Below are 24,545 nucleotides of genomic sequence, written 5' to 3' on the forward strand. Positions count from 1 at the left end.
GCCTGGAGCTCGCGGGCCTGGAGCTCGCGGGCCTGGAGCTCGCGGGCCTGGAGCTCGCGGGCCTCGGCGGCTCGCACGTCCCGCCGCCTCGGGGCCTCTGTCACAGCGCCAGAGTAGAGGGGCGCAACGGCGCATGAGGGAGGAATCCGACATCTCGCGGCGGACGCTGCGGCCCCGGCGGGCCGTCACCTCCGCGGCTGCCCGCTCCTCCGCGCGAGGCCGCTAGGCGGCGGAGCGCAGCATCGGGGCCTGCCCGGACGGCAGCGTCCACCAAGACCCGAGCAGGGCGTCCAGGGCGCCCGGGAGGACGACCATGCCCGACCCCGGGTACGGCGTCAGCTCGCCGAACCACAGCTCGCCGTCCTGCTCGTAGAAGTCCACTCGGAGCATGTCGAAACCCGCTGCCAGGCGCGCCGCGGCCTCCAGCATGTCTGCGAGCCGCGCCGGACGCGGGACCGGCGGGCCGCCCGGGAGGTCCGATCCCCAGGGCGTCTCCTCCCAGTCGGGGGTGTAGGTCCGGGTGTGGTGGTCGGTGAAGCGGCCGGTGTGCGTCTGCACGAGCCGGGGGACCCCGTCGAAGACGAACACCTTGAGGTCGGCAGGGCTCTGGCCCGCCTCGCCGATCAGCTCCTCCGCCAGCAGCATCGGTCGCGCGCTGGAGTAGGCCCACTCGCCCGTGCTGCGCCAGTGCGAGGCGTCGACCCAGCCCCGGGTCTGCTGGAGCAGGTCGGTGGTGCTGGGCCGGCCGTGGCCGAAGAGGACCAGCCCGGTGCTGTGGTTGGGCTTGACGATCCAGTGCTCGGGCAGGTCGACCGAGGCCAGCTCGCGGACGTCGGTGCCCGCCCACAGCGTCCGCGGGACGCGCACCAGGTGACCGGCCACCGACCGGGCCCGGTCCTTCATCTCGAGCTTGTCGCAGGTGCCTTCCAGCAGCGGCCGCCGGTCGCGGATGATGCGCCAGTTCACCTTCTCCATGAACGTGGACGGGTGCTGGAGCGGCAGGCCGTGGCCGTGACGACGGCGGAACCACACCCGCCGTCGCACGGAGATGGGCACAGCTCGAGCGGCGGACCGGCGCAATCGCCGCATGACGGACACCCCCCCACTCCACCCCCGTCCCCGGTGCGCGTCAACCGGAGCCGTAGACGGGCGGGCAGATCGGAGACCGGCTCGACGGCGGCGGTCCCGGACCTGGTGGCACCGGGCGCCGACGTGGCCAGCGCGCACGACTCCACGCCGCCTCGACCTGCTGCTGGTGCCTGGCGACGCCGCGGTCAGCACGTCATCCGGTGCGCGATCGGCTCAACGACCGCGGAAGACCGCCGGGCCGGCGGCTAGCCTGGGCCGGCCCGCACGCCGGCGCGCCCGCACCCGGTGCTCGTGAGGCGCGGACCTGTGCTGAGGAGACCAGATGACTGGAGCCGTCGAGGACGCGCCTGCCCCGGCTCCCCCTGGTCTGCGCGAGCGAGCCATGCGCGGCGTGCTGTGGTCGGCCGTGGAGAAGTGGTCGGTGCGGCTGAGCACCCTCGTCGGCTTCATCGTCCTGGGCAACCTGCTGTCGCCGCGCGAGTTCGGGGTCGTCGCTCTGGCGATGACCTTCATCAACATCCTCTCCCTCGTGGCCGACGCGGGCTTCGCGTCCTACCTCCTGCAGAAGGAGCGCCTCACGGCGGCGGTCACGAGCACCGCCTTCTACACCACCACGCTCCTCGCCCTCGTCCTCGCCGTGGCCCTCGCTGGGCTGGCGGGCCCGATCAGCGCGGGCCTGGACGCCCCGGCGCTGCGCCAGGTGCTGCCCGCGCTGGCGGTCACGCTCGTGGTGTCAGGGCTGTCCAGCGTGCCGGCCATGCTGCTGCGGCGGGACCTGCGCTTCAAGGAGCTCGCCGTGCGGCAGATCTCGGCGAACGTGCTGTCGGTGGCGGTCGCCGTGGGGCTCGCGCTCGCCGGCGCTGGGGTGTGGGCGCTCGTCGCGCAGACCCTGGTGCGCAACGTCGTCGCGCTGGTGGTCCTGTGGAGCACCAGCGACTTCAAGCCGCGGCGCACCTTCGACCGCACCGAGGGCCGCGCCATGATCGTCTACGGGGTGCAGTCCCTGGGCGTCCAGCTGGGACACCAGCTGCGCACCCAGGGGGAGATCTTCCTCATCGGTGCGCTCTCGGGCACCGCCGCCCTGGGGTACTGGAGCGTGGCCGGGCGGCTGGTGAGCGTGGTCGTCGACGTGGCCACGTCCGTCATCGGCGCAGTGGCGCACCCGGTGTTCGCCCGGCTGCAGGACGACAGCGAGCGCCTCGCCAGGGCGCTCGCGACGGCGACGGCGATGGGCAGCCTGGTCGCGGTGCCCGTGCTGGTGCTGCTCTCCCTCGTGAGCGAGGAGCTGGTGCCGATGGTCTTCGGCGACCAGTGGGCTCCAGCAGCCGCTCTGGCGGCCTGGCTGGCCATGCGGTCGATGGTGCAGGCCGTGTCCGACTTCAACCGCTCGGCCCTGATGGCCACCGGGCACCCGGGGACCGAGCTCGTCGTGACCGCTGGCCTGCTCCTGCTCCAGCTCGGTCTCGTCCTCGCCTTCCACGACGACCTCGTCGTGCTGGCAGCGGCCCTGACCGGCGGGATGGCGCTGAGCATGCCGGCCCGGATCATCCTGCTCCGCCGCCTGTACGGCATCCCCCTGAGCACCTACGCCCAGGCCACCGCCGTCCTCCTGGCAGGAGGCGCCGCGGCGGCCGCAGTCGTCGGCGCCCAGAGCTACCTGCACCTGGAGGGCCTGCACTACGTGGGCCTGGCGCTGCTCCTGGGGGGCGTCGTCTACGTCGGCGCCGCCCTCCTGGTCTGCCGGTCCCTGCTCACCGAGACCGCGGGGACGGTGCGCGCCGCGCTGAGCCGGCGAGGCGGGCGCGGGAGCGCGTCGAGCTCGACCTGACGGTCAGCGGCGCACGGCCGCCCGGGACGGCAGCGTCCACCAGCGGCCCATCATCTCGTCAAGGGCGAGGTCCCACCGGATGAGCCCCGCGCCGGGGTACGGCGTGAGCTCGCCGAACCACAGCACCCCGTCGATCTCGTAGAAGTCAACGCGCAGCATGTCGAGGCCCGCGGCCATCGCCGAGGCGGCCCGGAGCATGTCGGCCAGTCGCTGCGGGCGCGGCTCGTCCGGCCCGGCCGGGTACCCGGCGCTCAGCGGGATGGGCTCCCACGCAGGGGTGTACTGGCGCGACTCGTGCCGGCCGAAGCGGCTCGTGTGCACCTGGACCATGCGTGGGACGCCGTCGAAGACGAAGACCTTGTAGTCGGCCGGGGGGTCCCCGGTGCCGAGGAACTCCTCGACCAGCAGCACCGGGGCCGCGGCGGAGTACGCCCACTCGCGGGTGATCCGCCAGTGCGCGCTGTCGGTCCAGCCGTGCGTGCGCAGCCGGAGGTCCGCGACGTCGGGCCGCCCCTCGCCGAAGAGGACGAGCCCGGTGCGGTGGTTCGGCTTGAGCACCCAGCGGTCGGGGAGGTCGACGTCGGCCAGCTCGCCCAGGTCGGTCCCGTGCCAGTGCGTGCGGGGCGCGCGCACGAGGTCGCCGGCGGTGCGCAGCGCGTGCTCCTTCATCTGCAGCTTGTCGCAGGTGCCGAGCAGCAGCGCCCGGCGGTCGTAGAGGATGCGCCAGGTGACCTTCTCGCTGAAGCGCCGGGGGTGTCGCAGCGACAGTCGCCGGCCGAACCTGCGGTAGTAGCGGATCCTGCGCCGGACGGAGAAGGGCACGACGCGCACGGCGACGGCCCGCGCTCTGGACTGCAGGCTCACGATGATCCGATCGGCAGGGGGCGCGCAACGGCGGGGAGCGCTGCGCCCACCCCGCCGTTGCGAACCTAGCGCCCCTCGCCGGTCCCGCGCGCGGGGCGCGAGGACCGGCGGGGCCACAGCCTCCGCCCGCTCGTCAGCCGGCGTAGCCCGGGCTCCGGTACCCCGTGCCGGGGTCGCCGGTCAGCGGGCTGGCGGTGGAGGCGCTGCCCTGCCGGACACCGGCCCAGGACTTCTGGCCGTTCTTCGTCCGCAGGACCTGCTTCGGGAAGGGCTTCTTGGCGTTGGGGACGACGACGACGTCCTGGGTCTTGATCGGGAAGGTCCCGGACTGCCAGAGCAGGTAGGCGCTCTTCTTGCCGGAGTCGCGCAGGACGGTGTTGCGGATGTCGAAGAGCTCGGGGCTGTCCTCGTCGTGGAACTTGTGGGGGTCGAGGAAGAACCCCTGGTAGGTGGTGGAGCCCTCGAGGCGGTCCACGCGCAGGACCTCGGGTCCTGCCCAGGTCTGCAGGACGTCGGCGTGGGTGCCGGAGTAGGAGCCGGTGACGGTCTCGACGGCGATGTTCTGCAGCTGCACGGTGGCGCCCTTGCGCTGGTCGAGGTTGATGCCCTCGGCTGCGCCCTTGCCGGACAGGCGCAGGCCCTCGACGTGGACGGTCCCGGTCTGGTTCTTCAGGAAGAGGCCGCGCTTGTTCGTCTCGACCTCCCCGCCGATGAGGACGACGTCGTTGCCGCCCGTGATCGTGAGGCCGTTCTTCAGTGCGACGGGGACCTCCGGCAGGTCCACGACGTAGTCCTTCGACGGGTCCAGCTTGAGCGTCTTGGTGCGGCTGGTGACCTTGATGGTCTCCGGACGGTCCAGCGCCGGCGGCGACCAGGTCAGCCCACCGCGTGCCCCGGCGCCGTCGTCGCAGGCGGGGCCGCTGTCGCCGGTCGCGTCAGAGGAGCCGGCGCCCAGGCCGACCTGCTGCACCGCCGCTCCACCCTCGTCCTCGCAGTCGGCGGCGACCGCGGCGGTGGGCGCGACGCCCAGGGCTGCGCCGAAGAGCGCGGCGGCGGCCCACACGGACAGGCGGCGCGGGCTGCGGGCGGCGGTGGAGAGGGCGTTCATGGGCGGGGGACCTCCGCGGTGCGGTGTGGGGGAGGGCCACGAGCGCCGGCCCCGATCACCCGGAGGAGCCGGATGACTGCTATGAGTCAAAGGCCTGAGATGCCGACTTCGTGCACGATCCGTTCGGGTGTGATCCAGATCACAGTTTAGAAGGCGTGTCGCTGCGTCTGCGACCATGCGGGGCATGAGTGCTTCGCCGTCCGACCCCTCGCTCGCACGCACCCTCTCGGTCGTCCTGCCCACGCACGACCGGCAGGAGGCCGTCGTCGCCGTGGTCCGGGCCCTCCTGGCCGAGGACGTGCCCGGCAGCGAGGTGGTGGTGGTCGACGACGGCAGCACCGACGGCACGCTGGCCGCGCTGGAGGAGCTGGCGCGCGAGGACGAGCGGGTCGTCGTCCTGCACCAGCCCAACGCCGGCAAGCGCGCTGCCAACGCCGCGGCCACGGCGCGGGCGCGTGGCCGCGTCCTGCTGTTCCTCGACGACGACGTCCTGCCGGGGCCCGGCCTCATGGCCGGCCACCTCCGAGCCCACGAGGGGCGCGACGACCTGGTCGTCGTCGGGTACATGCCCACGGTCGTGCCGCAGCCGACCACCGGCGCGGCCTTCGCCACGGTCCTGTACGCCGAGGAGTACGAGGGACGGTGCCGCCGGTACGAGGAGGACCCGGAGGACGTCCTCCAGCACCTGTGGATGGGCAACGTCTCCCTCACCCGGGCGGGGTACGAGCGCGCAGGACTGGCGGACTTGGAGGGCTTCTCCTTCCGGCACGAGGACCGCGACATCGGCCTGGCCTGCCGCGAGGCCGGGCTGACGGGCGTCTTCGACCGCCGGCTGGCGGCGACCCACCGCCACTCGCGCACCGTCGCCCAGTTCGTGCGCGACTCCGTCCAGCAGGGCGCGGGACGGGCGGCCCTCGCGCAGCGGCACGCCGGCTCCGCGCAGGCCGACGTCGACGAGCTGGCTGCAGGGCTGCCCGCTCCGCTGGCGGCCCTCGTCCGCGCCTCCCGCCGGGAGGCGGTCCGGCGTCCGGTCACCGCTGCCCTGACCGCGGCGCTGCGCGGCGCCACCCGCCTGCCCGACGTCCGGCCCGCCCTCCTGCTCGCTCGCGTCCTGCGCCGCGTCGAGCACCAGCACGGCATGCAGGACCAGCTGCGCGAAGACCGGCGGACGCCGCCCGCCGTCTGAGCCGTCGCTGCGCCGACCGGGTGGCGGAGGCGCTCGCGGAGGTGGTCACTGGCCTACCCTCACCGGCGTCCCCCCGGAAGACCGCGGACGGCCTGCTGGTCGGCTCCGGGGCCGGGCGGGAGGTTCCGATGGGCTTGGCCGTGCTGGACGACCACCTCGCGCGCGCTCACGAGGTCCTGCCGCCGGAGGTGCTCGCCTACTACGACGCCGGGGCCGGGGGAGAGGTCACCCGCACGGAGAGCGAGCAGGTCTGGAGCCGGTTCCGGCTGCGCCCGCGGGTGCTGCGCGACGTGGGCTCGGTCGACCTCGCCACCGCGGTGGCCGGGACGGCGCTGCCCCACCCGGTCGGCATCGCCCCGATGGCGTTCCACGCGCTGGCCACCGGCGACGGTGAGGTGGCCACGGCGGTGGGGGCCGCCCGCGGCGGTGCGCTGCTGGTGCTGTCCACGCGCTCCTCCCGCAGCGTGGAGGACGTGGCGGCAGCGACCGGGGGCCCGTGGTGGTTCCAGGTCTACGTCATGAAGGACCGCGCCCTGACCGAGGCCGTGGTGCGCCGCGCCGCTGCGGCAGGGGCGAGCGCCCTGGTGCTCACCGGCGACACCCCGTACGTGGGTCTCAAGCGCAGGGTGGACGGCGTCCGGCTGTCGGTGCCGGACGACCACTACCTGGTGAACCTGGCGGCGCACGCCGTGCCCGGCCAGTCGCCCGACGCCCAGCGCGCCGCCGCGGAGCAGGACCCCACGATCGACCTGGCCACCATCCGCTGGCTCCACGAGGTGTCCGGGCTGCCGGTGCTGGTGAAGGGCGTGCTGCGCGGCGACGACGCGGTCGCCTGTCTCGACGCCGGGGCTGCGGGCGTCGTCGTCTCCAACCACGGCGGTCGCCAGCTCGACCGCTCGCTGCCCAGCGCCCTGGCGCTGGCCGAGGTCGCCGGCGCGGTGGCCGGTCGGGGCGCCGTCCTCGCCGACGGCGGGATCCGGTCCGGGCTGGACGTGCTCGTGGCCCTGGGGCTGGGCGCCGACGCCGTCCTCCTCGGGCGCCCGGTGCTGTGGGCGCTCGCGGCTCGCGGCGCGGACGGCGTGGCGGCCTGCGTGGAGGCGGTGCGCAGCGACCTGGTGCACGTGATGGCGCTGTCCGGGAGCAGGTCGCTGGCCGAGGTCACCCGCGACCTCGTCGTGGGCTGACCCCGGTCAGCGGGCCTCAGCTGGAGAAGCGGGCGTCCTGCGCCCGGCGCAGGTCGTCCACGAGGCGCCCGGCGGGCAGCTCCACCTGGTCGTAGGTGATCACGGCGTCCCGGGGGACGTCCACCAGCAGCCGCGCACCCTCGGCCAGCCCCAGCGGCAGCAGCCGCTGCTCGCGGGCCACCGGCGCGGCCTCGGCCTGGCCGTAGGAGTGGTAGCCGCCCAGGCCGTCGAGCACCGTGCCGGCCGTCAGGTCGGTCTTGGCCGTGGTCAGGACCTCGACCATCGGTCCGCCCTGCGCCACCAGCGCGGCGTCGTCGAAGTCGACCGCGCGGACGACCGTGCTCGGCACCTCGAAGTGGCACAGGTGGTACGGCGTGTAGAAGGAGTACAGGGGTCCGGTCCCGAGCTTGTAGAGCTCGAGGTAGTGCCGCTGCTTCGGGTCGTCGTGGGTGGCCAGCACGAACACGCCGGGGCCCGGCTTCGAGCCCACCACGTAGTCGACGACGCCACCGAGCTCGCGCAGCTCGTCGACGTCGTACCGGGTGGTGAGCTCGTCCACGTGGCCGGCGTGGTCCCAGCCGTTCATGCCGCGCCGGGGCACCGTCATGCCCCAGGCGTTGGCCACCACGGCCTGCTCGAAGGAGATCTTCGTGCCGTCGGCGAAGCTCGTGACCATCCACGGGTCCTGGCCCCAGCGCTCCGCGAACGCCTTCTGCGTGGTCGGGGTGCGGTAGGGGTCCTGCAGGCCCTTGATGTTGCCGGCCACGAGCGGTGTCGCACCCAGACCGCGCACGAAGCGCAGCAGGTTCACCTCGACGCCGGGCTGGTCGCCGTCGGCGCCGGTGAACATCACCCCGGCCTCGCGGAAGCGGTGCGCCAGCTCGGGACCGACCGTGCCGTCCAGCTCGGCGTTCATGGTCACCACCGGCGTGCCGGCCTCCAGCGCGGCCAGGGTCACCCGGGCGCCGTGCTCGACGGCGCCGGTGACGTCAACGACGCAGTCCACGCCGTCGGCGGCGACCAGCTCCAGGGCGTCGGCGATGACCGCTGGCGCTCCCTCGCGGATCGCGCGCTCGAGCTCGGCGCGGGAGTCGACCACCCGCACGTCCTCGACACCGGCCTCGGCGTAGGCGCGCAGGCCCTTGGCCTCGGTGCGGTTGGCGATCGCCACGAGCTCCATGCCCGGGGTGCTGTTGACGATCTGGTTGGCCAGGCCGCGGCCCATGAACCCCGCGCCGACCATGCCCACCCGGATCGGGCGCCCCTCGGCCTGGCGGCGGCGCAGCGCGGTGTCCAGGATGATCATCGGGGTGCCTCCCCGCCGTTCTCGGACAGCAGCGGCCACGAGGCGTCCTTGGCTGAGATCACCTCGACCGGGACCGGCCAGCTCAGGCCCAGGTCCGGGTCGTCGTGGCGCAGGCCGCGCTCGACGCCGGGGGTGTACGGGGCGCTGACGTTGTAGGTGACCTCCGTGCGGTCCACGAGCGTGATGAACCCGTGGGCGAACAGCGGCGGCACGTACAGGGCGACGTGGTTGTCCTCGGTCAGCTCGGCCGCCACGTGCTGCAGGTAGGTCGGCGAGCCGGGCCGGACGTCGACGATCTGGTCAAGCACCGCTCCGCGCGTGCAGCGCACCAGCTTGGCCTCGGGGGCGGACTCGAGCTGGTAGTGCATGCCGCGCAGGGTGCCGGCGCGCACGTTCCAGGAGACGTTCGCCTGCTCCCAGACCGAGTCGAGGCCGGCCTCGGCGAAGGCGGCGCGGTCGAAGGACCGCGCGAAGAAGCCCCGCTCGTCCTCGTGGGGGTCCAGGTGCACCAGGGCGACGCCGGCGATGGGCGTGGTCTCGATCCTCATCAGATGCCCGCCCAGAACAGCTGGGCGTCGATCTGGCCGGTGCTCAGCAGGTGCTCGAGCTGCTTCAGGCGGGTGTGGCCGCGGCCGGCGAACGTCTCCTCGTCGAGCTGGATCCGCGCGAAGACGTCGTGCAGCTGCTGGGCCCCCTTGCGGGCGTCCCACTGGCAGGCGAAGCCCGGCAGCACCTGGTGGATCTTCGCGAAGCTCACCTTGTAGCTGCGGTTGTCCGCGCTGGGCGGGCCGAAGCTGAGGGTGCAGCCGGGGAAGGCCTCGGCGACCACCTCGGCGATCTCGCGCACCTGGTAGTTCTGCTCGTCGCTGCCGACGTTGAGCACCTGCCCGCGGACGGCGTCCTCGGGAGCGGTGAGCACGAGGCGGATCGCCTGCGCGATGTCGAGGCCGTGCACCAGCGGGCGCCAGGGGCTGCCGTCGCTGTTCATGGCGATCTCGCCCGTGGTCCACGCCAGGCCGGCCAGGTTGTTCAGCACGATGTCGAACCGCATCCGCGGCGAGGCGCCGAACGCCGTGGCGTTGCGCAGGAACGTGGGGGAGAAGGACTCGTCCGCCATCGGGGCGACGTCGCGCTCGACGCGGGCCTTGCAGATCGCGTAGGCGGTCTGGGGGTTGACCGGGGAGGTCTCGTCGACCGTGCCCTCGGCGACGCCGTAGACGCTGCACGACGACATGTAGACGAAGCGCCGGACGCCGGCCTCCTTGGCCAGGCGCGCCAGGCGCACCGAGCCGTGGTGGTTGACGTCGTACGTCACCTCGCCGAGCAGGTCGCCCAGGGGGTCGTTGGACAGCTCGGCCATGTGCACCACCGCGTCGTAGCCGCGGAGGTCCTCCACCTGGAGCTCGCGCACGTCGCGCGCCAGGGTCGCCACGGAGCCTGCGACGTCGTGGTAGAGCCAGCCGTTCTTGTAGTAGCCGGTGTCCACCCCGGTCACCTCGTGCCCGTCCGCCACGAGCAGCGGCGCCAGCAGGCTGCCCAGGTAGCCCTCGGTGCCCGTCACCAAGATCTTCACGCGTCGTCCGCCCGTCCTCGCGGAGGCGTCCGACCCACCTCCCACCTGCGCCGACGATACCGACTCCGCCCGTCCCGGCCGCCCCTCCGCCACCCGGTCGGCCGAGCGCCGACGCCCCGGCGGCAGCGGCGCTGGGCACCCCTGTGCCAGCATGGCCGCTGCCCGCAGCAGCCGTCCGCGCGATCCGGAGCCGTCATGACCCAGGCACCCGCGGAACCCCGTCCCGCCCCGACACCGCCTGGTCGGCCGTCCCACCGCCGGGTCGTCGGCCTGGCGGCGGCGCTCGTCGCGGCGCTGGCGGTCGTCGCCGTCCTGGTGGGCGTGCTCGTGCCCACCGGTCCCGACGACGGCGGCCCCGATCCCGCTCCGCCGCTGCCGGACGACGGGCGGCTGTCCTTCGCGCCGCCGCAGATGGAGGACCCGAAGACCGTTCGGGTCGGCGACGACCGCAGCCTCCACCTCGACGACGGCCAGGACTACGTCCTCGAGCTGCCGGACGAGCCGCTGGTTGGAGGGCTCGACGTCAACGGCGGCGATGACGTCGTCCTGGTCGGCGGGGAGATCACCGTGCCCGTCTCCGACGACGAGGACGCCCGCGGCCGAGCCCTGCTGCTGAACGGCCAGACCGGCGTGGTCCACGTCGAGGGCCTGGCGATCACGGGGGAGGGGCTGAAGGAGGGGATCAACCTTAACCAGCGCAAGGGGGCCGTCGTCCAGCTCCAGAACATCCGCGTCGACACGGTCCAGGGGAGCAGGGACGACAACCACGCCGACGTGATCCAGACCTGGGCCGGGCCGCGCGTCCTGCGCATCGACCGGCTGTCGGCCAGCACGCAGTACCAGGGGTTCTTCCTGCTCCCCGAGCAGCGCGGCGACGCCGGCCCGCCCGAGGAGTTCGACCTCCGCCACGTCGACCTGCGCGGGACGGAGGACAGCGCGTACCTGCTGTGGCGCGACGAGGGCGACTGGCCGCTGGGGCTCAGCGAGGTGTGGCTCTCGCGCGACGGCGAGGACCCCGCGGACCTCGCCGACGACCGCGACCGCGCCCTGTGGCCCAAGGGCAGCGGGAAGGGCACGGAGGCGTGGGACGGCGTCCAGTACGGCGAGCCGCCCGGCGGGCCCTTCGTGCCCGAGGGCGTGGCCGGGACCGGCTACGAATCCCCGGGGTACGCCGACGCCGGCTGAGCCGGCCCGGCCGGCCCACCCCCCCCGGTCAGGGGAGCCGGCGCAGCACGCCCTCGAACAGCGGCACCAGGCGGGCGGCGGTCGCCTCGGGGGAGCCGTGCTGCGCGTACCAGGCCAGCACGGCCTCGTGCAGCGCGCGGGCCTCCTCCGGGCGCTCGGTCATGCGCCGCATCGCGGCGGGAAGCTCGTCCCAGTGGCGCAGGCGCAGCGCCGGCGCCCCGGCGTAGAGCCCCCCGGCGGGCAGCGCCGTGACCACCGGCACGGCGCCCACCCGCGCCGCCTCGAAGAAGCGGTAGCTCTCGCGGCTCTGGCCCCGAGGGTCGAGGCTGAACCGGGTGCGCGCCATGGTCTCGCTGTAGGTGTCCGCGTGGTCGGTGACGTCGTCGCTGCCCATGAGCTGCACCAGGACGTTCAGGTCCGGGCGCTCGCGGCGCAGCTCCTCCGCGGCGGCGAGCATCCTCTGGCGGTGCAGGCTCTTCACCCCGAACCCGCCGGCCCGCAGGCGCCTGCGCAGCGCCCCGCCGCGGTCGAGCGTGTGCACGGTGCTGCCGGCGAAGAACGCGTCGACGTCCCGCTCCTCCCACGGCACCGCGGGCACGTCGCGCTGGTAGGCGTAGCCGAGCGGGATCGGCACCACCTGGTCCTTGCGCATCTTCGGGCGGTGCCCCTGGCGCGCCCACCGCTCCCGCTCGAAGCGCACGCGGGCCTCGTCGAGCACCTCGGCCCAGCCGAGCGGGCGGGGCAGCATGCGGGTCGCGTCCGACCACCGGCGGCCGCGGTTGGTCGCCATCACCAGGCCGACGTCGTCAGCCCACCGCGGCACCCGGGCCCAGTTGTCCGAGACCACGAGCGCCACCACGTCGGGACCCGTCCGGGGCAGCTCGGCGTGGTTGGGGGTGACCACGACGTGCAGGCGGTCCAGCCGGCCGGCGAGGGCCGGGTCCTCCTGCGCGATCCGCGCCTCCACCTCGCGGAAGGTCTCCGAGAGGTAGGCGGCGTTCGGCACCGGCCCGTCCGGCTGGTCCAGGTCCCAGGGCACCAGGTCCGGTCCCCGACGGGCGTCGAACCAGCTGTAGTAGGAGGCGCGCGTCATGCCGCGGAGCATAGGGCGGACGTCGTCGAGCGACCCGGATCCGCGCTCGGGGGTGCCCCGAACGGGTGCTCGCGCCTCCTCAGACCGGCTGCGGTCTGCGATGATCCTGGTCAGCCTCGCCCCACGTCCTGAGGAGACCGGTGGACACCACCAGACCGCAGCGCCACGTCCTGGGCTCAGCCCTCCGCCGGTTCGGCGTCGTCGGACTCCTCGTCGGCCTCGTCTCCGGCGTCGCGGCCACGCAGTTCGTCGAGCGGGTGTCGTCGACGTCCTACACCGCCCAGGGCTCGTTCATCGTGCCGCTCGCGGCTCCGGTGGACCCGAACGCCGAGGTGGTGGTCGTGGACCCGCGGCCGAACAACGCGTACGACGCGTCCGGGCTGGCCAGCAACTACGCCCCGCTGCTCACCCAGGACCAGCAGGTGCTCGCGGCGCTGACCGGCCCCACCGGCCTGGACCCCATGGAGCTCGAGCAGAGCATCGAGGCGCTGGCCCTGCCGAACAGCGGCGTGATCCGCGTCACGTTCACCGCCGACGAGGAGGCGCCGGTCGCGCAGTACTTCGCGACCATGAACAGCGTGTTCACGGGCGGGAGCCCCACGGCGAACATCCCCGCCGGGACCCTGCAGCCCCTCGGCGCCGCCGCGGAGGTCACCCGCCGCGCCGGTCTCGCGCCGGTGGCCCCCTGGGTGGGCGGGCTCGCCGGGCTGGCCCTGGGGCTCGCGTTCGCGATGGTGCTGGAGCGCCTACTGACGCAGGTCCGCTCGGCCGCCGACGTGCGCGCCCTCGCGCCGTGGCCCGTCCTGGAGCTGCGAGGGCGCGTCTCGCCCGAGCGCTACGAGACCCTCGTGCTGCGCGTGCTGGACGGTGCTGCGCGGGTGCGCCGGGTCGCCGTGGTGACCGTCGCCGGGATGTCGGCCGCTGCTGCGGCGGACCTGACCGAGCAGCTGCGCCGGGCGGAGGCGCGCCTGCGCCAGTCCGGCCGCATCGAGGCGACCCGCGAGCCGATCACGTGGAGCTCGCTGGGCCGGCTGCTGGACGACAGCACCGTCGAGCGCTCGGTGCAGGACGCCGACGCCGTCGTGCTGGGCATGCGCCGCAGGTCCCTGCTGCGCCCGGCCACCGCCGCGATGCACCGGCTGGCCGACCTGGCGGTCGAGAATGTCCTGGTGGTCCTGGGGGCGCCTCGCAGCGGGAGCGGTGACCGCGTCGACCCCAGCCGTGGCGCCGAGACCCCTGCCGGCGAGGCGGCGGCGACGAGCGCCGAGGGCGGGGCGAGCCGGGGGGCCAGCGTCGCGGCACCCGTCCGGTGAGCGGAGCGGACCTCCTCGAGCGGATCGAGCGGCGGCTGGCCGTCCCCTGGCCGGAACCGCGCGCGGGCGGGCGGGCGCTGCGTGAGCGGTCCCGCTGGTGGACGCCGGCGCTGCTGGCCGTCGCGGTGGTGGCCCTCGCCGGAGCAGCCCTCGTGGCGGGCGCCTCCGCTCTCGTGTCCCCGTTCGGGCCGGTCGCGCTCGCCGGGGCCCTGATCCTCGTCGTGGCCACGTGGTGGCGGCCGATCGTCGGCTCGGTGGCCGTGGCGGCCGTGGCTCCGGCGCTCGCCGGCGTCGCTCGCGGCGTCGGGCTCCCCGGCCTCAAGGTCTCCGAGCTGCTCGTGATCGTGGTGGCAGCGGTGCTGTTCTTCCGCCGGCCCGGGCGGTGGCGCGCCGTGTCGGGCGCCGACGTCGCGGTGGCCGCGTTCGCGGCCGCAGCGCTGGCGCTGAACCTCGGACACCTCTACAAGCAGCACATCCTGGCCGACGAGGTGTTCCTCGTCGGGTTCCAGCCGCTCTTCCTGTTCCTCACGTGGTGGGCCGCGTCCCGCGGCGTGGAGACCCGTCGGGACGTCGACGTCGTCCTGCGCTGGGTGCTGCTGGTGAGCGTGCTGCCCGCGGCGCTCGCCGTGCTCCAGTACGTCGACGCCCCGGGAGTGCGCGACCTGCTCCGCACCCTCACCGGTGGCGCGGGGCTCCTGGCCCAGGCGGGGGCGGAGAGCCCGCGCGTGACCGGCCCCTTCACGATCTGGCACTCCCTGGGCGGCTACCTGCTGCTGCCCGCGGTGGTGGCCGCGGTCGAGCTCCTGCGGGGCGGGCGGGGCCACCGCAGGATCCTGCCGGTCCCGGTGCTCGTGGGGGTCCTCGCCCTCGACCTCGCGGCCGAGGTGCTGGCCATCACCTTCACCCTGCTGCTCTGGCTGCCGATCGCCGTGCTCGTGGCCGCCGCGCTGGCCCGGAGGTTCCTCCGGGCGCTCGCCCTGGTGGTCCTGCTGGCAGGTGCCGCCTACCTCACCTTCCCGACCGTGATCCAGGACCGGATCACCTCCCAGTCGGCGGAGACGGGAGTCACGTCCACGGTCGAGATCCCGGCGACCAGCATCCTGCCGCAGGGCCTCGGGGACGTCCTGCCCCAGACGGTCCAGTACCGGATCCTGGTCTGGGAGCGCGACTACCTGCCCGTCGTGGCCCGGGTGGCGTTCGTGGGCATCGGCACCGACACGCCCCCGGGGGTGCTCTTCGCCTCCACCGAGAACCAGGCCCTGACCTACCTGCTGCGAGGCGGCCTCGGCCTGCTCGGAGGGGCGGCTCTCGCCATCGGAGCGCTCGGGGTCCGCGCGTTCCGGCACGCCCGGGCACCGGGGGGTGGGAGTCGGTCCGCAGCCCTCGCCCTCGCTGGGGTGATCGTGTTCTTCCCGGCCGCCTGCATGGTGTGGCCCTACCTGAGCAACGCCGGGCTCAGCTACGCGCTGTTCGGCATCGCCGGCGCCGCTCTCGCCGTCGAGCCGGCCCGACGCGTCCGGGCCACCGCCCCCGCGGTCCGCGCCGTGGCGCCGGCCAGCCCGGTGGGCGTCGGCGCCAGCGCCTGAGGCGGCGGGCCGTCAGGCCAGGCGCAGGGCGGTGCGCAGGGCGGCCAGCTGCCCCACCCAGCGCTGCTCCTGGAGGTCCAGGGCCGACGCCAGCCGCGCGGCGTCCGGAGCCCCCTCCAGGGCGCGGCCCAGCGCGGCCGCGACGGCCTCCGGCGTGTTGGCGGTGTGCTCGGCCAGGGGGAAGACCTCCCGCAGCACGGGGGTGTCGCTGACGACGAGCGCCCGGCGGGCGTAGACGGCCTCGTACCCGGCCCGGACGACCGAGGTGGGCTCCGTGGTGAGCACGAGCAGGGCGTCCGCCTCCTCGACGGCGCTGCGGTAGTCCTCCGGGCCGAGGAAGCCGACCAGGCGCACGTTCGCCGGCGCGGAGGCCAGCAGGTGCGGCGGGCAGCGGTGCGGGTCGCCCGTCACGTGGACGTCGACGCCGGGGAGGAGCGCGGCGGCGCCGAAGACCACGTCGACGGGCTCGTCGCCACCGAAGACGCCGACGAAGAGCACCCGGGGGCGGGCCCCGGACGGCTGCCAGGGACGGACCTGCCAGCGCGGGGGCGCCTCGTGGACGACGAGCCCGTGGCCGCCCCAGCCGTCGACCTCCTGCACCCACGTCTGCGTGGTCACCATGACAGCGGCGGCGCGGCGCGCCATGGCCCGGTGCACCGGCAGCAGGCGCCGCGCGACCGCGTTGTCCTTGGCGCCGAAGGACGCCGGGTGGCTGTCCAGCACCACGGGCCTGCCGGTCAGGGCGCCGTAGGCGGTGGCGAGGACGCCGGGCACCACCGGGGGGTTGGTGACGACGACCGCCGCGGGACGTCGCAGCGCGAGGTGCCCGGCGGTCACGGCCGCCGAGAGCGCGTAGCGCAGGAGGGTGCGCGGCGCGCTGCCGGACAGCCCTCGGGGGTGGACGTGCACGGCGCGGCCGCCCAGCGCCGCTGCGATCTCCTCGGCACGACCGGCGTGGCGCGTCCAGGTGATGACCGATACCGCTGCGCCCACGTCTGCTCCTCGTCCGCACCCGTCGGCGGAGCTGCCCGCCGTCGGTCATCGTGCCAGTCCGGCCGCGGTGCGGTCGCCGACCACGGCCTGCAGGAGGCCGGAGCCCCGCGGGTTCCCCCCGATGGCGCAGCGTCCGCCGTCCGACCGCTCCCGAGCCCGGCGCCGGCTGTCCCCGGCGCGACCTACCCTTGGTGTCCGTGCCCCTGACTGGAGTCCTCGCCGCCCTGCGCGCCGACCCCGCCGTGGACGCCGCCGTGCGCTCCGCGCGCTCGGGGGACGTGCCGCTGCTGGAGGTCACGGTCCCCGCCGGCGCCCGTCCCGCCCTGCTGGCCGCGCTGGCCGGCGAGGGCCCGGACGACGCCGGCCGCCCGGTCCTGGCGGTCACCGCCACCGGCCGGCAGGCCGAGGACCTCGCCGCCTCGCTGCGCTGCTACCTCGACCCGCGCTCGGTGGTCGAGTTCCCCTCGTGGGAGACGCTGCCGCACGAGCGGCTGTCCCCGCGCTCTGACACCGTCGGGCGCCGTCTGGCGGTCCTGCGCCGCCTGGCCCACCCGGGGGAGATCGGGGCCGATGACGGCCCGGTGCGCGTCGTCGTCGCCCCGGTGCGCGCGGTGCTGCAGCCGCTCGTGGCCGGCCTGGGCGACCTGGTGCCGGTGGCCCTGCGCGCCGGCCAGCGGATCGACCTGGACGACGCCGTCGACGCCCTCGCCGCCGCGGCCTACACCCGCACCGAGATGGTCGAGCGGCGCGGCGACTTCGCCGTCCGCGGCGGCATCCTCGACGTCTTCCCGCCCACGAGCGACCACCCGCTGCGCGTGGAGTTCTTCGGCGACGAGGTGGAGGAGGTCCGCGCCTTCGCCGTCGCCGACCAGCGCTCGCTCGAGGTCGTGCCCGAAGGGCTCTGGGCCCCGCCGTGCCGCGAGCTGCTGCTCACCGACACCGTCCGGGAGCGCGCCGCCGCCCTCAAGGACTCCCTGCCCGGCGCCGCTGAGCTGCTCGACAAGATCTCCGCGGGCATCGCGGTCGAGGGCATGGAGTCCCTCGCCCCGGCCCTCGTCGACGCCATGGAGCCGCTGACCGACGTGCTGCCCGAGGGCACCCACGTCGTCGTGCTCGACCCCGAGCGCGTGCGCAGCCGCGCCCACGACCTCGTGGCCACCTCCGAGGAGTTCCTCGCCGCGGCCTGGGCCAACGCCGCCTCCGGCGGGAAGGTGCCGGTCGACCTCGGGCTGGACCGCGCCAGCTACACCTCCTTCGCCGCCACCCGCGCCCGCGCCCTGACCACCGGCGTGCCGTGGTGGTCGATGACCTCCTTCACCGCGGACGCCGACCTCGCCGACGACCGCGCCGACGGCACCGAGGTCCTCGCGGTCGGCGCCCGCGAGGTCGAGGGCTACGGCGGCGACGTCCCGCGCGCCCTGGAGGACCTGCGCGGCATGGCGCTCGACGGCTGGCGCGTGGTGGCCACCACCGCCGGCCCGGGCAGCGCCGACCGGCTCACCGAGGTGCTCGCCGGGGCCGACGTGCCCGCCCGCCGCGCCGTCTCCGTCGACGAGGCGCCGCCCGAGGCCGTCGTCCAGATCACCACGGCCTCGCTCGGGCACGGCTTCGTCGCCCCGGGGCTGAAGCTGGCGCTGCTGACCGAGAGCGACGTCCTGGGCACCACCGCGGCCTCGCCCAAGGACTCCACGCGGATGCCCAGCCGCGCCCGCCGCAACGCCGTCGACCCCCTGCAGCTCCAGCCCGGCGACCACGTCGTCCACGAGCAGCACGGCGTGGGCCGCTACGTCGAGATGGTCCAGCGCACCCTCGGCGGGGCGACGCGCGAGTACCTCGTCATCGAGTACGCGCCGTCGAAGCGGGGGCAGCCCGGCGACCGGCTCTTCGTGCCCACCGACACCCTCGACCAGGTCACCCGCTACGTGGGCGGGGAGTCGCCGACCCTCAACAAGATGGGCGGCTCGGACTGGTCGAAGACCAAGGGCCGCGCCCGCAGGGCGGTCCGCGAGATCGCCGGTGAGCTGATCAAGCTCTACTCCGCCCGGATGGCGACCTCCGGGTACGCCTTCGGCGCCGACACCCCCTGGCAGCGCGAGCTGGAGGACGCCTTCCCCTTCGTGGAGACGCCCGACCAGCTCGTGACCATCGACGAGGTCAAGGCCGACATGGAGCGGACCGTGCCGATGGACCGCCTGATCTGCGGCGACGTCGGCTACGGCAAGACCGAGATCGCGGTGAGGGCCGCGTTCAAGGCCGTGCAGGACGGCAAGCAGGTCGCCGTCCTCGTGCCCACCACCCTGCTCGTGCAGCAGCACATGGAGACCTTCGCCGAGCGCTTCGCCCCCTTCCCGGTGACCGTGCGGCCGCTGTCGCGGTTCACCCCGGCGAAGGAGGCGCGGGCCACCCGCGAGGGGATCACCGACGGCACCGTCGACGTCGTCATCGGCACCCACCGCCTGCTGTCGGGGGAGGTGCAGTTCAAGGACCTCGGGCTGGTCATCGTCGACGAGGAGCAGCGCTTCGGCGTCGAGCACAAGGAGCTGCTCAAGCAGCTGCGCACCAACGTCGACGTGCTCGCGATGAGCGCCACCCCGATCCCGCGCACGCTGGAGATGGCAGTGACCGGCATCCGGGAGATGTCGACGCTGGCCACGCCGCCGGAGGAGCGCCACCCCGTCCTCACCTTCGTCGGGGCCTACGACGAGAAGCAGGTCGGCGCGGCGATCCGGCGCGAGCTGCTGCGCGAGGGCCAGGTCTTCTACATCCACAACAAGGTCGAGTCCATCGACGCCGCCGCGGCGCGCCTGGCCGAACTCGTGCCGGAGGCCCGGATCGCCACCGCGCACGGCAAGATGCCCGAGCACCGGCTCGAGGAGGTCATCGTCGACTTCTGGGAGAAGCGCTTCGACGTCCTCGTCTGCACGACGATCGTCGAGACCGGCCTGGACATCTCCAACGCCAACACGCTGATCCTCGAGCGGGCCGACCTCCTGGGCCTGTCCCAGCTGCACCAGCTGCGCGGGCGGGTGGGGCGTGGTCGCGAGCGCGCCTACGCCTACTTCATGTACCCGCCGGAGCGGCCGCTGACCGAGACCGCCCACGACCGCCTGACCACCATCGCCCAGCACACCGACCTCGGCTCGGGCATGCAGGTGGCGATGAAGGACCTCGAGATCCGCGGGGCCGGCAACCTCCTCGGCGGCGAGCAGTCCGGGCACATCGCCGGCGTCGGCTTCGACCTGTACGTGCGCCTCGTGGGGGAGGCCGTCGCGGAGTTCCGCGGCGACGCCGCCCCGGAGTCCACCGAGGTCAAGGTCGAGCTGCCGGTCGACGCGCTCCTGCCGCACGACTACGTGCCGCACGAGCGGCTGCGGCTGGAGGCCTACCGCAAGCTCGCGGCGGCGGCCACCGAGGCGGACGTCGACGCCGTGCGCGCCGAGCTCGTCGACCGCTACGGCGAGCCGGGGCAGCAGGTCGAGAACCTCCTGGCCGTGGCGCGCTTCCGCGTGCACGCCCGCGCCGCCGGGGTCAGCGAGATCAGCGCGCAGGGCAACCACATCCGGTTCGCGCCGATGGACCTCCCCGAGTCCGCCGAGCTGCGCCTGCGCCGCCTGTACCCGGGCACGCTCGTCAAGCCGGCCGTGCGCTCGATCCTCGTGCCCCGGCCGATGACGGCGCGCGTGGGCGGGCGCCCGCTGCGCGACGCCGAGGTGCTGGAGTGGGCGCGCTCGCTGCTGGACGCTGTCGTCGGCGGGAGCGTGGCCGCCGCCGCTGCCGTGGCGGGGTGAGGCGGGGGCGCTGGAGCTGGAGCCTCCCTTCAGGAGGCGCTCTTGCGCGTCACGACCTCCCGGAGCTCACCCACGTTCTCCAGGCTCGACATCTCAGCATCGGTGAAGGTGATGCCGAAGGCGGCCTCGATGCTGAACATGAGTCCGATGTGGCCCAGGGAGTCCCAGCCGGGCACGTCAGCAGCGGTGAGGGCGTCGGTGAGGACCAGGTCCGGATCGGCGAACACGTCGCGGAAGACCTGCTGGAGCTTGAGCGAGGTGGGATCGGTGGCACCGGAGGGCGTGGAGGTCATCGTCGATCGATCTTCCTGTGCGGTGGGTCTAGGGCTCGGTGCGGACGAAGGGGGTCGCCGGTACCTCGGCCGTGACGTCGAGGGCCCACCGCTCCGGGGCTCCGGCGGGCGAGGGCGCGTCGTCGGGCACCGGCCTGTCGCGGACGAAGCCCGCGTCGGAGTAGGCACCACGGGCAGGCGCGTTCCGCCCGGTCGGGATCCACGTGCCGACCACGCGTCGGAATCCGCCGGCGCGCGCTCTGGCGGCCACGACCGCCATCGTGGCCGCCTCGAGGCCGCGTCCCAGCACCCGGCACGACATGAGCCACGTGTCGACGAGCAGGTCCTCCTCCTCGGGGACGGCGAGGACCACTCCGATCAGGCCGTGGTCGTCGAAGTCGTCCCGGAGGCGGAGCGCCAGAGCGGTCGCCCCCGGCTGCTGCGCCATGGCGAGCACCTCGCCGGCGGAGTGGCGGCGACCGGTGAGGTTGAACTGGTTCGTCTTCCCGATCAGCTGCACCACGCGCTTGAGGTTGGCCTCGCCGACCTCCTCGACCGTCAGCACCATGCCGAGGCTCTCGAGGAACTCCTCGCGCGTCCCCGCCGTCGCCTCCAGGCGAGCGACGTGGGCGCGGCTGCGGTACTGCTCGGTCCGGCGGGCGTCCTCAGCGGTCAGCGCGCCCGTCTGCATGCCGGGGAAGGCGGCCAGGGCGGCGACGTAACCGGACGGCTCCACCGGCAGCGGGACCACCCCCACCTGGGGCAGCGCACGGCGCACGGCCTCGCGCTCCACGGGGTTGTCGTCGACGAAGACGAAGCTGTCGAGGCCGAGCCCCAGATCTCCAGCGACCTGCCGGATCGCGTCGGGCTTGTGGTCCCACGAGGCCCGGAAGTCCGCGAAGTGCTCCAGGGACAGTCGCATCTCCGGTCGCTGCTCGAAGGGTGCGCGAGCCTCGTCGGGGTTGTTCTTGGACACGGCGACCAGCAGCACGCCCCGCTGCTGGAGGGACACGAGGTAGTTCTGGAAGGCCTGGAAGGCCTCGCCAGCGGGGCCGTCCCCGATGGTGATCCCAGACACGCCGTCCTCTCCGACGACGCCTCCCCAGACCGTGCCGTCGAGGTCGAGGACGACGACCTTGCGCCCCAGCCCCAGCGAGGCGGACAGCACCTGCGCGACCTCGCTCGCGACGGCCGTGACCGCGCCGAGCCCGATGGCGTGCTTGGAGCGGAAGTAGTAGCGGTCGTCGCTCCACGCGCGAAGACCGCTCTGCAGAGCTACGGCTTCCGCGTCGACCAGGTGCACCCCATCAGGTGCGGCGTCGCCGAGCGCGAGGTTGAGCGCACGGACCTGCCGGCGCCGGGAGCCCGGCAGGGTCAGCGAGAGGCTGCCGAAGGGGTCGACCACGGGAGCCACGAACGACAGCTGCAGGACCGTCGCGCCGAGCCGCTCGCGGAGCACCGACCAGAGCGAGGTCCAGCGGGAGACCTCGGCGGCCATGTCCTCCGCCGGCGAGGACGACATGGCCGGGAACCGCACTGCTCGGGCGTCGACGGCCAGCAGGACGACGTCGGGGCGGAAGGTCGCCAGGCCCGAGGCCGGGTCCAGCACCTCCTGCTGGAACTGGCCGTAGGGGGCTTCGTAGACATCCAGCGCCAGCCCCTCCGCGGCCGCAGCCGTCACGAGCGCTGGGACGAGGTGGCCGGTGGTGTGGCTGCCCAGGACCGCCAGCCGCACCTGCCGGCGGGCCCACTCCTCCCCGGGGAGCTCGGCGATCGCGCTGGCTGCGGCGAGCCAGGCGGGCAGGTCCTTCGTCACGACGGCGACCTCGGCGAGGGCCCTCGCGGCTCCCACGACATCGCCGCTGCCTGCGAGCCCACGGGCGCGGGTGAGGAGGTCTCGGCTGGAGGGGAAGTCGGAGAGGGACCCCGCGGACTGCCGGGCGTCGGCGTCAGCGGTCACGGAGCTCCCTCTCGCGCTGGGCCACGGCCGGGGGGAAGGCCACCGTCCGTGGCGGCTGGGCCAGCACCCGGGCGCCAGCCGGGACGTTGGTGAGCACGGTCGCGTTCGGCCCGATGATGGCGCCGTCACCCAGGTGGACCCCTCCGACGACCACCGCCCCCACGCCGAGCGAGACGCCGTCGCCGAGCGAGGGGGCCTGGTCGTGGAAGCGGCCGGCGTCGCCGGCCGCGGCTCCCAGCGACACCCCCTGGCGGATGATGCACCCGTCACCGATGACGGTCCCGGGGTGGATGACGATGCCGTGCTGGTGGGCGATCCTCACCCTGCGCCCGAGGGCGACGGAGGCGGGGAGCTCGATCCCGTACACGTTGCGGACGAGGACGAACGCGGCCCTCGAGACGGCTCTGCAGAGGCGGCGCGACCACCGAGGTGCCTCCTGGCGGCCCCAGTTCGTGAACCGGTGCAGCGCGATGGCCTGGAACCCCGGTCGGGACAGGCCGCCGTTGACCTCGCGGTCCTCGCGCAGCTGGTCCAGCAGCCCGGTGACGGGCGCAGCGGACGGGGCGTGCTCGTCGACGTCGTGGTCGTGCACGGTTGACCTCCAACCCTCGGGTGACCCGAGCATCGTATGAGGCTCCCCGCGCGGGATCGAGCGCTGGTGACGACGGGCGACGAGCTTCACCCTCCTGGGCGCGCTTCTTCCGCCTCGTGGGGGCGCCCGGCGGTGCGCGCCGGTCGTGCCTGCGCCGACCAGCGCGGCCACGGGGAGCTCGTCACCGCCCTGGTGATCGCGCGCTCCAGCGCCGGGGCCACGGCAGCGGGGGTGTAGCGGGCGAGCGCCTCCTCGCGCAGCTGCCCGCCCAGGACGTTGCGCCGCGCCGGGTCCGCCAGTGGACGGAGCGCCGCCACCAGGGCGTCGACGTCTCCGGCGGGGACGACGGGAGCCGCGTGCGCCGCCCACGGGAGGGGGCCGTAGTCGGACACGACGACGGCGCGCGCCGCGAGCATCGCCTCGATGAGCTTCAGGGGCAGCTGCGCCCGGGCGTAGTCGGCCTGGAGCCCGTGGCCCGCTGCCTGGTCGGGCGGGCTCGAGGCGATGACGACGACGTCGCTGCGCAGGAGGAGGGCTCGGCTGTCGGGCACGCGGGGACCGGTCCACGTCTCCCATGGCTGTGCGTCCGCGGGGGCGTCGGCCGTGACGAGGAGCCTCCAGCCCTCCTCGTGGAGCCTCGCCGTGGCGGCCCGGAGCAGGTCCACACCCTTGTGCGGCCCGACGGTGCCGATGAACGACAGGAGCGGACGGTCGCTGGTGTGCGTCTGACCGGCACCGCGGTCGGGCACGGCGTGAGGGACCAGCTCCCCGCCGTAGATGCCCTGGAGCACGGGGTTGGACACCGTGGTGGTCAAGCGGCGGGCGGCCCAGCGCAGCGCGCGCAGGTCGAGGTAGTGCCGGGGGTGGCGAGTCACCTGGGACGCCACCGCCGTCGCCGGCGCCCACTGGGTCCGGGCCTCCACGTCGGGGTCGTCGACGTCGGCGATGATCGGCACGCCGTGGCGCACCGCTCCCCGCAGGGCGAGCCCGAGGCTGTGCGGCAGCACCTTGACGGCGATCACGAGGTCGACCCCGGCGACGGCGTCCACGACCCCCCGCCGGTCGAGGCGCGAGGCGGAGGCCGCGAAGGGCGTCCCCTGGGCAGGTGGCCACAGCTCCTCGCCCCACGCGGAGACGGTCCGCGGCCGGTGGCCGAGGAGCTCCAGCACCTCGGTCAGAGCACGGGCCCGGGCCATGCAGCCGTTGGACAGGTCGTGCACGACGAGGAGTACGGACAGACCCACGGATCCTCCTCGTGCGCGGCGATGCAGGGAGCATGGTGGCGCGGCGGCGCCACGAGGGGAAGCGCGGGGGTCCGGCGTCACCCGTGCAGCCCCTAGGGGCGCTGAGTCGCGGCCCGCCACCACAGCGCCCGGCCGATGCGCCGATCGGGTCTTCGGGGCACCGCACGACCGGCGTCGACGGCAGGTCGGACGCTACCGTCGCAGGTGCAGGCCCGTGCCCGCACCTGACCGACCACCGACAGAGGGAACACCATGGCGGACGCCCCCGTGAGCAGCACTCCCGCACCAGCCAGCACCGAGCCGCTCGTGGTGGGTGTGGTGGGTCTGGGCTACTTGGGCGCGGTGCACGCGGCGTGCATGGCGGACCTGGGTCACCGGGTG

Annotated in this window: 19 protein-coding genes; 7 read left to right on the forward strand and 12 right to left on the reverse strand. The window is 74.5% G+C overall.

All coding sequences use genetic code 11. The features are described 5' to 3' along the window. Positions 1 to 222 precede the first annotated feature (222 nt). Positions 223 to 1,056: an ATP-grasp fold amidoligase family protein gene (locus AC5FZL_RS06355; RefSeq protein WP_493617724.1), complete on the reverse strand. Its 834-nt coding sequence runs from the start codon at positions 1,054 to 1,056 to the stop codon at positions 223 to 225. A gap of 355 nt (positions 1,057 to 1,411) precedes the next feature. Here AC5FZL_RS06355 and AC5FZL_RS06360 point away from each other — a divergent pair, with 355 nt between their 5' ends. Further along, positions 1,412 to 2,917, forward strand: coding sequence for an oligosaccharide flippase family protein (locus AC5FZL_RS06360; protein WP_493617725.1), 1,506 nt, complete (start codon positions 1,412 to 1,414; stop codon positions 2,915 to 2,917). Positions 2,918 to 2,920: 3 nt separating this feature from the next. Here AC5FZL_RS06360 and AC5FZL_RS06365 read toward each other — a convergent pair whose 3' ends face one another. Beyond that, positions 2,921 to 3,781, reverse strand: a complete 861-nt coding sequence (locus AC5FZL_RS06365) for an ATP-grasp fold amidoligase family protein (protein ID WP_493617726.1) — start codon at positions 3,779 to 3,781, stop codon at positions 2,921 to 2,923. A gap of 133 nt (positions 3,782 to 3,914) precedes the next feature. Continuing rightward, on the reverse strand, positions 3,915 to 4,889 hold the full coding sequence (locus AC5FZL_RS06370) for a hypothetical protein (RefSeq protein WP_493617727.1): 975 nt from the start codon (positions 4,887 to 4,889) through the stop codon (positions 3,915 to 3,917). 184 nt (positions 4,890 to 5,073) lie between these two features. Between AC5FZL_RS06370 and AC5FZL_RS06375 the strand changes: the two genes are divergently transcribed. Together AC5FZL_RS06375 and AC5FZL_RS06380 are read left to right on the forward strand one after the other, a co-directional pair. Beyond that, entirely contained in the window at positions 5,074 to 6,075 is a 1,002-nt protein-coding gene (locus AC5FZL_RS06375; protein WP_493617728.1) for a glycosyltransferase family 2 protein, read from the forward strand. Positions 6,076 to 6,215: 140 nt separating this feature from the next. Further along, positions 6,216 to 7,259: an alpha-hydroxy acid oxidase gene (locus tag AC5FZL_RS06380; RefSeq protein WP_493617742.1), complete on the forward strand. Its 1,044-nt coding sequence runs from the start codon at positions 6,216 to 6,218 to the stop codon at positions 7,257 to 7,259. 16 nt (positions 7,260 to 7,275) lie between these two features. Here AC5FZL_RS06380 and AC5FZL_RS06385 read toward each other — a convergent pair whose 3' ends face one another. The 3 genes from AC5FZL_RS06385 to AC5FZL_RS06395 are packed head-to-tail and all read right to left on the reverse strand — an operon-like array spanning position 7,276 to position 10,138. Further along, entirely contained in the window at positions 7,276 to 8,565 is a 1,290-nt protein-coding gene (locus AC5FZL_RS06385; RefSeq protein WP_493617729.1) for an NAD(P)H-dependent oxidoreductase, read from the reverse strand. Further along, positions 8,562 to 9,113 carry a dTDP-4-dehydrorhamnose 3,5-epimerase gene (gene rfbC / locus AC5FZL_RS06390; RefSeq protein ID WP_493617730.1) on the reverse strand — a complete coding sequence of 184 codons (552 nt, stop codon included), beginning with the start codon at positions 9,111 to 9,113 and terminating at the stop codon, positions 8,562 to 8,564. Before rfbC ends, AC5FZL_RS06385 begins: the two co-directional genes overlap by 4 nt. Further along, positions 9,113 to 10,138 (reverse strand): NAD-dependent epimerase/dehydratase family protein, encoded by a 1,026-nt coding sequence (locus AC5FZL_RS06395; RefSeq protein ID WP_493617731.1) that lies wholly within the window; start codon positions 10,136 to 10,138, stop codon positions 9,113 to 9,115. The genes rfbC and AC5FZL_RS06395 overlap by 1 nt, the downstream gene beginning before the upstream one ends. A gap of 195 nt (positions 10,139 to 10,333) precedes the next feature. Between AC5FZL_RS06395 and AC5FZL_RS06400 the strand changes: the two genes are divergently transcribed. Further along, positions 10,334 to 11,323, forward strand: coding sequence for a hypothetical protein (locus tag AC5FZL_RS06400; RefSeq protein ID WP_493617732.1), 990 nt, complete (start codon positions 10,334 to 10,336; stop codon positions 11,321 to 11,323). A gap of 28 nt (positions 11,324 to 11,351) precedes the next feature. Here AC5FZL_RS06400 and AC5FZL_RS06405 read toward each other — a convergent pair whose 3' ends face one another. Further along, on the reverse strand, positions 11,352 to 12,416 hold the full coding sequence (locus AC5FZL_RS06405) for a hypothetical protein (protein ID WP_493617733.1): 1,065 nt from the start codon (positions 12,414 to 12,416) through the stop codon (positions 11,352 to 11,354). Between the two features lie 140 nt (positions 12,417 to 12,556). Between AC5FZL_RS06405 and AC5FZL_RS06410 the strand changes: the two genes are divergently transcribed. Together AC5FZL_RS06410 and AC5FZL_RS06415 are read left to right on the forward strand one after the other, a co-directional pair. Further along, positions 12,557 to 13,729 carry a hypothetical protein gene (locus AC5FZL_RS06410; RefSeq protein WP_493617734.1) on the forward strand — a complete coding sequence of 391 codons (1,173 nt, stop codon included), beginning with the start codon at positions 12,557 to 12,559 and terminating at the stop codon, positions 13,727 to 13,729. Beyond that, positions 13,726 to 15,315, forward strand: a complete 1,590-nt coding sequence (locus tag AC5FZL_RS06415; protein WP_493617735.1) for a hypothetical protein — start codon at positions 13,726 to 13,728, stop codon at positions 15,313 to 15,315. The genes AC5FZL_RS06410 and AC5FZL_RS06415 overlap by 4 nt, the downstream gene beginning before the upstream one ends. A gap of 12 nt (positions 15,316 to 15,327) precedes the next feature. Here AC5FZL_RS06415 and AC5FZL_RS06420 read toward each other — a convergent pair whose 3' ends face one another. Continuing rightward, positions 15,328 to 16,308 carry a glycosyltransferase gene (locus AC5FZL_RS06420; protein WP_493617736.1) on the reverse strand — a complete coding sequence of 327 codons (981 nt, stop codon included), beginning with the start codon at positions 16,306 to 16,308 and terminating at the stop codon, positions 15,328 to 15,330. A 197-nt stretch (positions 16,309 to 16,505) separates the two neighbouring features. On the opposite strand from AC5FZL_RS06420, the gene mfd reads away from it, so the two are divergent. Further along, entirely contained in the window at positions 16,506 to 20,096 is a 3,591-nt protein-coding gene (gene mfd, locus AC5FZL_RS06425; RefSeq protein WP_493617737.1) for a transcription-repair coupling factor, read from the forward strand. A gap of 29 nt (positions 20,097 to 20,125) precedes the next feature. Here mfd and AC5FZL_RS06430 read toward each other — a convergent pair whose 3' ends face one another. The 4 genes from AC5FZL_RS06430 to AC5FZL_RS06445 form a co-directional block, all read right to left on the reverse strand. Beyond that, the gene (locus AC5FZL_RS06430; RefSeq protein ID WP_493617738.1) at positions 20,126 to 20,389 is read right to left on the reverse strand and encodes an acyl carrier protein; all 264 of its coding nucleotides are present in this window, start codon (positions 20,387 to 20,389) and stop codon (positions 20,126 to 20,128) included. 28 nt (positions 20,390 to 20,417) lie between these two features. Next, entirely contained in the window at positions 20,418 to 22,328 is a 1,911-nt protein-coding gene (locus AC5FZL_RS06435) for an HAD-IIIC family phosphatase (protein WP_493617739.1), read from the reverse strand. Continuing rightward, complete coding sequence (locus tag AC5FZL_RS06440; RefSeq protein ID WP_493617740.1) at positions 22,318 to 22,920, reverse strand: serine acetyltransferase; 603 nt, start codon at positions 22,918 to 22,920, stop codon at positions 22,318 to 22,320. Before AC5FZL_RS06440 ends, AC5FZL_RS06435 begins: the two co-directional genes overlap by 11 nt. A gap of 86 nt (positions 22,921 to 23,006) precedes the next feature. Next, entirely contained in the window at positions 23,007 to 24,164 is a 1,158-nt protein-coding gene (locus AC5FZL_RS06445; protein ID WP_493617741.1) for a glycosyltransferase, read from the reverse strand. Positions 24,165 to 24,545 lie beyond the last annotated feature (381 nt).

It is taken from the genome of Quadrisphaera sp. DVD1, assembly GCF_058932755.1.